At 27.1% G+C, this 11,614-nt stretch carries 14 protein-coding genes; all 14 read right to left on the bottom strand.

What is annotated here, in order from left to right; translation table 11 throughout:
- Window positions 1-68 precede the first annotated feature (68 nt).
- A complete protein-coding gene (locus R5Z65_RS04615) occupies window positions 69-713 on the bottom strand; it encodes an adaptor protein MecA (RefSeq protein ID WP_317367346.1) in 645 nt (214 codons plus the stop codon).
- A gap of 147 nt (window positions 714-860) precedes the next feature.
- Window positions 861-1,175, bottom strand: a complete 315-nt coding sequence (locus R5Z65_RS04610) for a hypothetical protein (RefSeq protein ID WP_317367345.1) — start codon at window positions 1,173-1,175, stop codon at window positions 861-863.
- Window positions 1,172-1,663 (bottom strand): helix-turn-helix domain-containing protein, encoded by a 492-nt coding sequence (locus tag R5Z65_RS04605; protein ID WP_317367344.1) that lies wholly within the window; start codon window positions 1,661-1,663, stop codon window positions 1,172-1,174. The genes R5Z65_RS04610 and R5Z65_RS04605 overlap by 4 nt, the downstream gene beginning before the upstream one ends.
- A 13-nt stretch (window positions 1,664-1,676) precedes the next feature.
- Window positions 1,677-1,988, bottom strand: a complete 312-nt coding sequence (locus R5Z65_RS04600; protein ID WP_317367342.1) for a hypothetical protein — start codon at window positions 1,986-1,988, stop codon at window positions 1,677-1,679.
- A gap of 18 nt (window positions 1,989-2,006) precedes the next feature.
- On the bottom strand, window positions 2,007-3,581 hold the full coding sequence (locus R5Z65_RS04595) for a FapA family protein (protein ID WP_317367340.1): 1,575 nt from the start codon (window positions 3,579-3,581) through the stop codon (window positions 2,007-2,009).
- A 36-nt stretch (window positions 3,582-3,617) separates the two neighbouring features.
- Window positions 3,618-4,373 (bottom strand): FliA/WhiG family RNA polymerase sigma factor, encoded by a 756-nt coding sequence (locus R5Z65_RS04590; RefSeq protein WP_317367339.1) that lies wholly within the window; start codon window positions 4,371-4,373, stop codon window positions 3,618-3,620.
- A gap of 22 nt (window positions 4,374-4,395) precedes the next feature.
- Window positions 4,396-4,665, bottom strand: a complete 270-nt coding sequence (locus R5Z65_RS04585) for a hypothetical protein (protein ID WP_317367338.1) — start codon at window positions 4,663-4,665, stop codon at window positions 4,396-4,398.
- 14 nt (window positions 4,666-4,679) lie between these two features.
- Window positions 4,680-5,171, bottom strand: coding sequence for a chemotaxis protein CheD (locus R5Z65_RS04580; RefSeq protein WP_317367337.1), 492 nt, complete (start codon window positions 5,169-5,171; stop codon window positions 4,680-4,682).
- A 112-nt stretch (window positions 5,172-5,283) separates the two neighbouring features.
- Complete coding sequence (locus tag R5Z65_RS04575; RefSeq protein ID WP_317367336.1) at window positions 5,284-6,159, bottom strand: MinD/ParA family protein; 876 nt, start codon at window positions 6,157-6,159, stop codon at window positions 5,284-5,286.
- The gene (gene flhF / locus R5Z65_RS04570; RefSeq protein ID WP_317367335.1) at window positions 6,159-7,334 is read right to left on the bottom strand and encodes a flagellar biosynthesis protein FlhF; all 1,176 of its coding nucleotides are present in this window, start codon (window positions 7,332-7,334) and stop codon (window positions 6,159-6,161) included. Before flhF ends, R5Z65_RS04575 begins: the two co-directional genes overlap by 1 nt.
- Window positions 7,334-9,373 (bottom strand): flagellar biosynthesis protein FlhA, encoded by a 2,040-nt coding sequence (gene flhA / locus R5Z65_RS04565; protein WP_317367334.1) that lies wholly within the window; start codon window positions 9,371-9,373, stop codon window positions 7,334-7,336. The genes flhF and flhA overlap by 1 nt, the downstream gene beginning before the upstream one ends.
- 31 nt (window positions 9,374-9,404) lie before the next feature.
- Entirely contained in the window at window positions 9,405-10,523 is a 1,119-nt protein-coding gene (gene flhB, locus R5Z65_RS04560; RefSeq protein ID WP_317367333.1) for a flagellar biosynthesis protein FlhB, read from the bottom strand.
- The gene (gene fliR, locus R5Z65_RS04555) at window positions 10,520-11,323 is read right to left on the bottom strand and encodes a flagellar biosynthetic protein FliR (protein ID WP_317367332.1); all 804 of its coding nucleotides are present in this window, start codon (window positions 11,321-11,323) and stop codon (window positions 10,520-10,522) included. Before fliR ends, flhB begins: the two co-directional genes overlap by 4 nt.
- Before the next feature lie 12 nt (window positions 11,324-11,335).
- Window positions 11,336-11,605: a flagellar biosynthesis protein FliQ gene (fliQ, locus tag R5Z65_RS04550; protein ID WP_317367331.1), complete on the bottom strand. Its 270-nt coding sequence runs from the start codon at window positions 11,603-11,605 to the stop codon at window positions 11,336-11,338.
- Window positions 11,606-11,614 lie beyond the last annotated feature (9 nt).

Genomic DNA, 11,614 nt, shown 5'->3' with positions numbered 1-11,614 from the left:
TATACATTCTAACAAAATATTTGGTAACATATTGGGCATATAAAAAGACCTAAAAATAATTTTAGGTCTTAAATTGTAGCTAATATATTTAAAACATTACTTTTAATAATAACTTCTGCGTGTTCTTCTAAATAATACTTAGAAATAATATTAGATATATGCTTTTCTCCGTATTCAGATATTACAGGCTCTAGACTATTTATAAAAGATGAATTTTTTTGTAATGATAGGAAATACCTATCTTGATATTTATAGAGTATACTATCTCCTTCGTATGTGCTGTATAGTCTTTCTGATAATTTTATTATATCATCTAAATTTTTAAATGAATAAATATAAACTTCATCATATTCTATTATGCTGTTGCTTTCCGTTGTATCTTCAAAAATTTTTATACTACCTTGTTTGTATTTTCTTTCTTCCATACTTTTAGGTGTTAAAGATACAACCTTATCTATATCCATACCTTTATCAACTTTAGATACAATAATCATAACTGTATCCATAGTAACTGGCATAGCCTCTATCATAAGAGGTGCATTTGTTGCATCAAAGCCACAATCTAACATAGCCTCTGTCATTATATCTCTAAAAAAAGCTTGAGCTTTTTCAGACCCTTGTGCAAGCTCTGATAGCTTTATTTCTCTTTCTTGTAAATCTTCATTTGTAAGTAAAAATTTTATTTGATTTTCATTTATCTTTTCTATCTTCATTAAATCACTTCCTTAATTTTTGAATAATTGAAAATTAATTTTTATACTGGAAATAATTGCTATATGCCTCTATTATTTTAATATATAAACATAGTATACATAATAATTCATATATTGTAAAGAGGTATAATATCCCTAACATACTTATTAATTTTCTATTTTTAAGGGCTTACTTGTTGTTATTTCTAAATTAGGCTTAGAAGATAACTCAAGGTTTTTAGTAGTTGTTTGTATAGTAGTATCTATCTTCATTTCTTTAGTAGACATTTCTATACTAGATATTTCTGTGCTAGATACATCTTGTGTTGTAGCTTCTGTTATAATTTCTGTTGTTGTAGAGGTTATGTTATTTTCCATATGGCTATCATATGGTTTTAAAAGGTTATATAAAAAAAGAGAAATAATAGATACAATTACTAATCCTGTCCCTAGCCCCATTAAAAAAATATTTTTTTCTCTCATAAATTACCCTTTCCAAGATTTATTATTAACTCTACTTCACCTTTACCTATATTTAATTTTTTAGCTATATCCGATACTGACATACCATTTTTATGAAGTTTTTTTACTTCATCAGCCATTGGATGTAAGCTCATATGATTTTTTTTATTAATATCCTCTTTATTAATATCTTTTGATATATTTTCGTCTATTTTTATATCAAATTTACCACCACTACTCATATTTTTTTTCTTTTCTATGGCATCATATATGAATAATAGTTGCTTCTGCTTTTCATCAAATCTTTTAAAAACTTCTTCAGACATTAAATTTAAGTCATCTATAGCCAAATCTGCTTGGTCTATAGCTTCTTTCATTTCTTTAATATAGCCATCTATACTTGATACAGGTGTAGCATTATTATATTTATTAATATTTATAATAGATACAATAATCATTATAAATCCAATAATCATTACAAATATAAAAATCCAATTAAATATCTCCATATAATACTTACCTCTATATACTTATATCTAAAAAACTTAATTCATTATTTTTACTTTTATTTTTATTTTTATTATCTACTTCTTTATCTTTTTTATTTTTATTATTTTTATAATGGCTTCCATTACCTTTGCCATCTTTATTAATATTTTGCTCTTCCGATTTGTTGCTTTCAATAGTTCTTTTATTATCTGTTTCTACATTCTTTTTTAAATGCTCAGAAAACATTAAATTTTGGTCTAAGTTTTTTTGATTATTATCTTCATTTCTATTTATTTGTGAAGATTTATTTATAAACATCTGAACATCAACAGGTCTTATATCCATATAAACACCCCTTACACTTTACCTAAAAACTTTAACTTTGCCCTCTACATTTTGTAAAGTACAACTTTTTATGTCATCTTTTATAAAAATAATAGCATTATTAGCTACTATTTTTGTTCCTCCATAAAGATTATTCAAAACTTTTATTTTTCCCATTCTATTAGTAAAAAATGGTATTATAATCTTTAAATCATTTTTACATTTTAGTATTTTTCTTTTTATTTCCAATCTTTCTTTTACAGATTTTTCAAAAAGCGCTCTTTTCTCATCTGATAAATAATTAATATCCATTTTAGATAGTTTTTCTACTATCTTATCCAAGCTATTGTATCTTTGTGATAAACTATCTATTAATTTTACCAATTCTTCATATTTATTTAATACTTTATAATTTACACCCACTGTAATTTCTGTATTGTTAGACATATTAGAACCTATATCCTTTGCTATTAAATCTTTACCTATAATAGCTTTACCTCCAAGCATTAAGCCCCTTTTACCTATTATACTAACATTCCCATTACATAATACGCTACAGTTCATAATAGAGCTTGCACTTATATCTCCTTCGGCTATAAGTGTTGCATTCTCAACAAAATTTAAGCTAATATTTTTATTTGCTACAATTTTTGCCTTATTAGCACCTTGAATACCTTTTTCAATAAAAATATTACCTTCTGATATTATTGTTGCTCCTTCTACCCAACCATAAATATCTATATCGCCTTCTGCATTTATTGTAAAGCCACTTAAAACATTTCCTCTAACAATAACTCTTCCTACAAAATCTATATTTCCAGTACTATTATTAATATCTGACTTTATTTCTAAAATAGGTAGTACATTTACTAGATTTTTTTCATAAATAACATACCCATTTATAGTAGATATTAATCTTTTGCCATCACTTGATATTTCTGTATTTTTACCTTTAGGCAAATCAGGTGGAGGGTTAACCTCTTCGCTTACTACTATATCTCCATATATATTTTTGCCATTTTCACCATTTATAGCCTCTACCTGTATTGCAAGTATTGTTCCTTCTAATACAGGTTCAAATAAATTTAAAGATTTATAATCTATTGTTCCATCTTCTAAAATTTTAGGTTTTATTTTCTTTTCGTTTATATCTACACAATACTCCAAAAATCCATCTTTACCTTTTTGAGGATATATACCCTCAGCTACTATATATACTTTTTCGTAATCTCTATTATCTATAAAATCATCTATAAATTTTAGATTTAACCCAAATGTAATATTTAAATTATATACCTCTTCTAAAATATCTTTTTTAGTTAATAACTTTCCATTTTTAATAGGAGGGTAAAACTTAGCCTCTGCAACGAATTTATCATTGGATATGATAACTTCTATACGCTCATTTATATTAATAGCATCTATATCTCTTGTTATTAAAACTTTTTCCTTTTTGTCATTTATATCATTTTCTATTTGTATATGATTAACTTCTTGTATATTGTATATTTTTATTAAATCTGTTATAAATCCTTTAGGATTATTTTTTTTATAATCTACTAAACAGTATATTCCATCATCTTCAAATTCTATTCTATCAAAAATATCTACCATAAAAACCCCTATCTTCAAGTATATATAATTTATATATTATAAATATAGAATATTATAGTTTTTACCTAATTTATTTTTTAATATTTTCATACAATTAGAATGTATTTGAGAAACTCTAGATTCTGAAACTCCTAATATTTTACTAATTTCTTTAAGAGTAAGCTCCTCATAATAATACAATGTAATAACTTGCTTTTGTTTTTCTGTAAGAGAATTTATAGCTTCTATTAATATTTTCTTTTCTTCATTTTTTTGTAAAACTTTTTCAGGTAAATATTTTTCATTTTCTATTAAACTATCTACAGGTTTTTCGTGATTTTGCTCTAAGTATCCATCTAAAGATACTAGATTATATAATGAATAATTTTTTAAATAGTCTTTTACATTTTCTATAGGCATATCTAAAATTTTTGATAATTCTTCTTCCGTAGGTTTATCGCCATTTTGCAGTTCAAATTTTTCTATAGCATCTTCTATAATTTTATTTTTTTGCCTTAAAGAACGTGGTATCCAATCTAATTTTCTAATATTATCAATAATTTCTCCTCTTATTCTAAGAGAAGCATATGTTTCAAACTTATATCCCTTTTTATAGTCAAATTTTTCTATAGCATCAATAAGACCAAATATACCGTAGCCTATTAAATCTTCATATTCTATTTGAGAATTAGTGTATATATTCATTCTACCAACTACAATTTTTACAAGCCTTGCATATTTATTTATTATATCCTCTCTTATTTCAGGACTTTTATTTTTTGTATATTCTTCCCATAGCTTAATATCTTCCAAAATTATTCACCACACTTTATACTTATTGTATGCTATCATCTTCAGTATTAATAATTTCTTCAACTTCTTCTATTTCATCGAAGTTTTCTTCTTCAAAATTTTTATTTTCTTTAATTTCTTCAATTTGCTTTTGTAAAAATAGTTCAATAAAACCACCTATTAAATAAAAAACTACAATAGTTACTATTATTGTATAACAAGTTTTTAAAAAATCTATTTTATATAAATAAGCATATGCTGTAACTATTAAGCTTGCAAGTATTGTTATTTTTATTTTAAGCTTTTCCAACATAAATACCACCTTTTTTATATAGTATATGTTCCGTGTTCAATAGTTTTTATAGTAAATTTTCCACTTTGTGAATCTAATTCCACAGTTCTACCAAAGTTTTTACCTACATCTTTAGCAAGTATTCTTATTCCAAGCCTTCTTAACATACGCTCTGATGCCTCAACATTTCTATCACCTATTCTCATATTTTGTTGAGTAGAGCCAAAAGCAAACATTTGAGCACCTCCTGCTATTTTAGCAACAATTCTACTTTGCTGTGCTCCATATCCTATCATATCTTTAGTAAGCTTTATAGTAGCCAAATCTACAAATTTAGCAATATTTGTGTTATTTTTTATTTCTTTACTATCTGGCAACATACAATGAGCAAGCCCTGCAACCTTAGCAACAGGGTCATACAAAGCTATACCAACACAAGACCCTAAACCTAATGTTATTAATACCCCTTTATCTTTAGCAATGTTCATATCTGCCATACCAACTATTAAAGAACCAGAACTTATCATAATAAACTTCCCCTATCTTTTGTAAAACTTAATCTATTATATATTTTATAGTAAATTTAAATAAATACCTAATTATAAAAATATTATATTAATATGCTTTTACAGTTTTAATTTATCTATTAAAAATATGCACTAATTTTTGCATAAAACTTTTAATCCCAGTGTTATTATCTACTGGAGATTTATCTAATAATACATCACCTATAGATTTTATAGCTCTTGAATAATCACTTTCTGGAAAAGATAATATAGCAGGTCTTTGTTGTTTTATAGCTTTTATACTAGCAGTATCTAATGGTATATGCCCTATATTTTTTACATTAACACCTAAAAATTTACTGCAAACATAAGATATTTTTGCAATAGTTCTATCTGCCTCATATTTATCATCGGCCTTATTTATAACAACATTTATCTTATCTATATTTTTATTTTGCTCTTTTATTATTTTTATAAGTGTGTATGCATCTGTAAAAGATGTTGGTTCTGGTGTTGTAACAATAATGTTTTCATCAGATGCCATTAAAAAACTAGTAACACTTGGTGCTATACCAGCACCTGTATCAATTATTATTATATCTGCTATCTTATCAAGATACTCAAATTGTTCTATAAAGTATCTTATTTCTGCACTATTTATAGTAGAAAGTTCTCTTAATCCATTACCACCTGATATAAATTTTATATTATAATCTGTTTCTGTAACTATTTCTGAGATATTTTTTTCTCCTTTTATCATACTATAAAAATTATATTTAGGTCTTATTCCTAAAAGTACTTCTATATTAGCTAGTCCAAAATCTGCATCTATTATTAAAACACGTTTTTTTAAACTTGCTAAATATATTGCTAAGTTTACAGAAAAACTAGATTTCCCAACTCCACCTTTACCACTACTAATAGTTATAACTCTAGAATTAAGATTATTTTTTAAATTTAAATTTTGCCCTTTATTTATTAAATTTCTTAGTTCCTTAGCTTGATCCATTATTTATACATACTCCCTAATAATACTTTAGCAATTTTTTCTCCAGAAAATCTTTCTATATCTGATGGTACATTTTGACCTACTGTAACATAAGCAATTTTATTATTTGTTTTATATGCTATGTTTAATATTGTACCTACTGTATCCGTTTCATCTATTTTGGTAAAAATAATATTAAATTCTGAGAATTTAGAATAAGTATTAATTATATTTTCTACATCCTCAAAGTTATTTGTAGAGCTAATAACAAGATACACTTCTGGATTATCTATCTCTTTTAACAATTCTTTTATCTCATTCATATTTTTCTGGTTTTTGTGGGACCTACCTGCAGTATCAAAGAAAATGTAATCATTAATAAGTTTTAATTTATCAATTTTTTCTTTAACGTCTTCTGCACTGTATACAACTTCTACTTGGCTTCCTAGTATTTCAGCATAAGTTTTTAGCTGGTCTACTGCAGCTATCCTATAAGTATCAGATGTTATAAATCCAACTTTTTTACCATTATTAATAATTATATCCGAAGATAATTTAGCTATAGTAGTAGTTTTCCCAACGCCTGTTGTCCCTAAGAAAACTACACATTTTGCTTCGTTACTATTATTTTTACTCTCTACAGCTAGCTCTTTACAAGCTGAATTTTCTAATATTTTTACTATTTTATTATATACCACTTTAACTATTAAATCAATGTTTTGATTTTCTTCTTTATCAATACCTTCTAATATATCATCACACACTGATGTGTGTACACCTTTTGATATTAACATTTCGTATATAAATTGTACTAGTTGATTTTTATACTTTATCTTATTAGAATCTTTTTCTAGCGATAGACTTTTCATAGCCTTTTCTAAATATCCTTCTAACTCGGATATTCTTTTTTCCAACTTTTCTATTGTGTTTTCCTTTTCTTTAAGCTTATCTTCTAAATTATTAGAAGACATTTTTGTTTTCATATCCACAAAAAAGTTTTTAGATTTTTCTTCTATTTTCACCTTGTTTTCATCATAGGAAGCTGTTAGCTCTATATAAGGTTTCTTTATTATAGAAAATATACCTGTAGGTGTAATTTTTTTTATACTAAGAACAATAGCATCATTTCCAAGCTCCTCTTTAGCCATTTCTATGACTTGCTCTTCTGTCTCACCTTGATACTTCTTTATTTTCATTAAATTCCCACCATTCCAATAGATTGAATTTCTGTTCTAGGGTCTATTTCATTGTAGCTAATAACAATTAAATCTGGTGCTATTTGCTCTACCAATTTTTTAAAATAAATCCTAACAACAGGAGATGTAAGAATAATTGGTTGTATACCAAGAGATGTAAGCTTTGATAACTGAGTATTTAAGCTATTAAATATCATTTGAGTTTTTTCTGGCTCTAATGCTATAAAAGAACCTTGCTCTGAATGTTGGATACTCTCCATTATCTCTTGTTCAAGTTGAGGGTCTAACGTAATAACCTTATTCTCTCCATCTGCAAAATACCTTTGAGATATATTTCTTTTAAGAGATTGCCTTACATATTCTGTAAGCATATCTGTATCTCTAGTTACTTGAGCATAGTCTGCTAATGTCTCTAGTATAGTTACCAAATCTCTTATAGATATACCCTCTTTAAGTAAATTAGCTAAAACTTTTTGAACCTCACCTATACCCAACAGTTTAGGCATTAACTCATCTACAAGAACAGGATGTTGCTCTTTAACATTATCTATTAATGTTTGTACATCTTGTCTTGATAATAACTCATTTAAGCTATTTCTTATTATTTCTGTTAAGTGAGTAGCTATAATAGCTGGAGGGTCTACAACTGTATAACCTAAAGCTTCTGCACGTTCTCTTTGAGTTTCTGTTATCCACAAAGCTGGTAACCCTAAATAAGGCTCTATAGTTTCTATACCGTCTATTTCTTCATCAATATAACCAGGATTCATAGCCATATAATGGTCAAATAATATTTCACCCTCTGCAACCTCTACCCCTTTTATCAATATTTTATATTGATTAGGTGCAAGTTTTATGTCATCTCTAAGCCTTATAATAGGAACTACTGCCCCAAGCTCTAGAGCAATCTGTCTTCTAATCATAACAACCCTATCTAGTAAATCTCCCCCTTGGCTACTATCAACCAAAGGTATAAGACCATACCCAAATATTAATAAAATAGGGTCTACATTTAATAATGAAATAACATTTTCTGGTCTTCTAATTTCTTCAACTTCTTCATCTTCTGTAGATATTTCTTCTGTAATAGATTGTACTTTTTGTGCTTTATCAAGCTGATATCCACAGAATATTAACGCTATACCAAAAGGCACAAAAAACATAGTAGGAAGTGGTGTAAACCCTAGTACTATCATAACTGCCCCTGCTATATATAAAGTTAAAGGTATACTAAATAATTGCTTAGTAATAGATGATGTAATCCCATCTTCTTCGCTAGACTTAGTAACTAATATACCAGTAGCTGTAGATATTAATATAGCTGGTATTTGCCCTACTAGTCCATCACCTATAGTCATAAGTGTATATATTTGTACTGCTTCTCCAAAAGGCAATTTAACCCCTGTGGAAAGACCAGTCATACCCAATGTTATACCACCTGCAACATTTATTATAGTTATTATAATACCTGCTATTGCATCACCTTTTACAAACTTAGCTGCCCCATCCATTGCTCCGTAAAATGATGCTTCATCTTGTATTTCTTTTCGTCTTGCTTTAGCTTCATCATCATTTATAAGCCCTGTATTTAAGTCTGCATCTATGGCCATCTGTTTACCAGGCATAGCATCAAGTGTAAACCTAGCTGTAACTTCAGATACCCTCTCAGACCCTTTTGTAATAACCATAAAGTTTACTAAAACAAGTATTAAGAATATAATTACACCTACAACCATATTACCACCAGCAACAAAGTTACCAAATGTTTCTATAACTTCTCCTGCATCACCTTCTAAAAGGATAAGTTTTGTAGATGATAAATTTAAAGATATTCTAAATAATGTTGTTACCAATAGTATTGTAGGAAACATACTCATATCAAGAGCCTTTTTAGAATATATAGCATCTAAAAGAATTAAAACAGCAAAAAATATATTAATCATAAATAAAAAGTCAAGTAAAAATGACGGTATTGGTATGATTAAAACTAATACTATTAATATAATAAAAATACCTAAAAATGCTTCTTTTATTTTCATAAAAAATTCTCCATAAAATCTATATTAAAAGCTAAACCATATTTTTAAGCTTGTAAACAAATGCAAGTACCTCTGCCACTGCCTGATATAGCTCTGGAGGTATTTCTTTACCAACATCTACTGTGCTGTATAAAGCTCTTGCCAAAGGCTTATTTTCTACGATTTCAACTTTATTTTCCTTAGCTACATTTTTTATTTTTTGTGCTAAATGGTCTACACCCTTAGCTAAAACAATCGGTGCTCCTTCCTTTTCTCTATCATATTTTATCGCAACAGCAAAGTGAGTTGGGTTTGTTATAACAACGTCTGCTGTTGGCACCTCTTGCATCATTCTTCTTAAAGAAGACTCTCTCATTTTTTGTCTAATTTTACTTTTAATAATAGGGTCCCCTTCTACTTCTTTATATTCATCTTTTACCTCTTTTTTACTCATTCTAAGCTTTTTATTATGAGAATATTTCTGGTAAACAAAATCAATAATAGCTATTATAATAAAAAAATACCCTACTTTTAAGCCTATATCTACACAAAGGTTACTTATATATAGAACAGCAGAAAACAAGTCCATATATATAATATTTCTTAACTGATACACTTCACCTTTTGCAGAGTTATATATAACTATTGTTAAAAACACTAGTTTTATAATAGCTATAACAGCATCTACTACTTGCTTAAAAGAAAATAATCTTTTAAAACCTGTTGCTGGGTTAAAAGCATCAAACTTAGGCTTTAAAGGTTTCGTTGTTGGGTGCCAACCTACCTGTAAAAGATTTGTTACTATCCCAATCAACATAGCTATTATACAAATAGGTCCTGCTATTATTATACATCTAGTTATCAAATAAATAAATAAATCTAACAAATAATCCTGACTTATTATATTATTAGCATCTTCGATTAGTGTAAAATTAAAATTCATTACACTAGCTATCTGCTTGTACATAAACTTTCCTAAAACTTTTAAACTTAAAAACCCTAGTATTAATGTTATTGCTGTAGCAATTTCTTTACTTATTGCTACCTGACCTTCACTTCTTGCTTTTTGTTTCTTTTTAGGTGTTGCTTTTTCTGTTTTTTCACCATCAAAGAAACTTAAATTAATATTAATATAAAAACTATTGTTATCTTTTACTTTAGAAACTATCATGGCATCATAACCTTTATAGAATTTAATATTAACTCTGATATTACATTATATATCCTATAATATAATTCAGAAAATACTGGCATTATAACCCATAAAGCTAGTAATCCCGCTATAACTTTAAGCGGCATACCAACCGCAAAAACATTCATCTTAGGCACTGCTCTTACTAAAACCCCTAGCGCAATATCCATAACTAATATTGTCCCTATAATAGGTAAGGCAAATAAAAATCCTATCTTAAAAAACTCAATCATTATATTTATAATACCAAAAAATAATCCATTATTACCTAATATATATGCTTTACCAATAGGCAATGATTTATAGCTATAAAATATTGCATTAATAAGCATATGATGCCCTCTATTTAATATAAATAAAGCACACAATGAAAAATAGTATAAATTACCAGTAATTGGTACTTGTGTATTAGATACTGGGTCAAATACACTAGCCATAGAATACCCCATTTGTTGGTCTATCATATGTCCTGTAAAATAAACAGAACTAAATACAAAAAATACTATATATCCTATTATAGCACCTACAAAAAATTCTTTTAGAATTAACATAAAGTACCCCATTATACTGTTAATATATGCAAATTCTGTAATATTTCCAGATGTAAATATTATAGCAGATATAGCCATAGCTAGTCCTATTTTTACCATTGCTACACCGTTGTTTCCCCCTATAACGGGTATAAATATTAAAAATCCTATAATTCTTACAAAAATTAACATATATAAATCAGTATTATTAAATATATCAATTAAAATTTGGCTACTTTCTAAATTCATTTTTATCTCTCCTTAATGTACAAACCTAGCAAGGTCTATGTATAAGGCCAAAAACAAATCTTTTATTGTGTTTATTATAAATGGTCCAAATATTATTAATGATAAAAAAACAGCTAAAATTTTAGGTATAAATGCTAAAGTTTGCTCATTAATAGATGTTATCGTTTGTATTATACTAACTACAATACCAACTATAAGACCTAATAATAAAGGTGGTGCAGAAGCAAATATAACTGCTTTTATAGCCATCTGCATTATATTTATAACAGTATCTTCTGACATAAAATCCCC

The organism is uncultured Tyzzerella sp. (genome assembly GCF_963558545.1).
Classification (GTDB): domain Bacteria; phylum Bacillota; class Clostridia; order Lachnospirales; family CAG-274; genus Tyzzerella.
This window is presented reverse-complemented; position numbering and strand designations above follow the sequence as displayed.

Excerpts from the sequence above, each read along its gene's own strand:
- R5Z65_RS04615 (WP_317367346.1), bottom strand. The coding sequence starts at position 713 with ATGAAGATAGAAAAGATAAATGAAAATCAAATAAAATTTTTACTTACA.
- R5Z65_RS04610 (WP_317367345.1), bottom strand. The coding sequence starts at position 1,175 with ATGAGAGAAAAAAATATTTTTTTAATGGGGCTAGGGACAGGATTAGTA.
- R5Z65_RS04605 (WP_317367344.1), bottom strand. The coding sequence starts at position 1,663 with ATGGAGATATTTAATTGGATTTTTATATTTGTAATGATTATTGGATTT.
- R5Z65_RS04600 (WP_317367342.1), bottom strand. The coding sequence starts at position 1,988 with ATGGATATAAGACCTGTTGATGTTCAGATGTTTATAAATAAATCTTCA.
- R5Z65_RS04595 (WP_317367340.1), bottom strand. The coding sequence starts at position 3,581 with ATGGTAGATATTTTTGATAGAATAGAATTTGAAGATGATGGAATATAC.
- R5Z65_RS04585 (WP_317367338.1), bottom strand. The coding sequence starts at position 4,665 with ATGTTGGAAAAGCTTAAAATAAAAATAACAATACTTGCAAGCTTAATA.
- R5Z65_RS04580 (WP_317367337.1), bottom strand. The coding sequence starts at position 5,171 with ATGATAAGTTCTGGTTCTTTAATAGTTGGTATGGCAGATATGAACATT.
- R5Z65_RS04575 (WP_317367336.1), bottom strand. The coding sequence starts at position 6,159 with ATGGATCAAGCTAAGGAACTAAGAAATTTAATAAATAAAGGGCAAAAT.
- flhF (WP_317367335.1), bottom strand. The coding sequence starts at position 7,334 with ATGAAAATAAAGAAGTATCAAGGTGAGACAGAAGAGCAAGTCATAGAA.
- flhA (WP_317367334.1), bottom strand. The coding sequence starts at position 9,373 with ATGAAAATAAAAGAAGCATTTTTAGGTATTTTTATTATATTAATAGTA.
- flhB (WP_317367333.1), bottom strand. The coding sequence starts at position 10,523 with ATGATAGTTTCTAAAGTAAAAGATAACAATAGTTTTTATATTAATATT.
- fliR (WP_317367332.1), bottom strand. The coding sequence starts at position 11,323 with ATGAATTTAGAAAGTAGCCAAATTTTAATTGATATATTTAATAATACT.
- fliQ (WP_317367331.1), bottom strand. The coding sequence starts at position 11,605 with ATGTCAGAAGATACTGTTATAAATATAATGCAGATGGCTATAAAAGCA.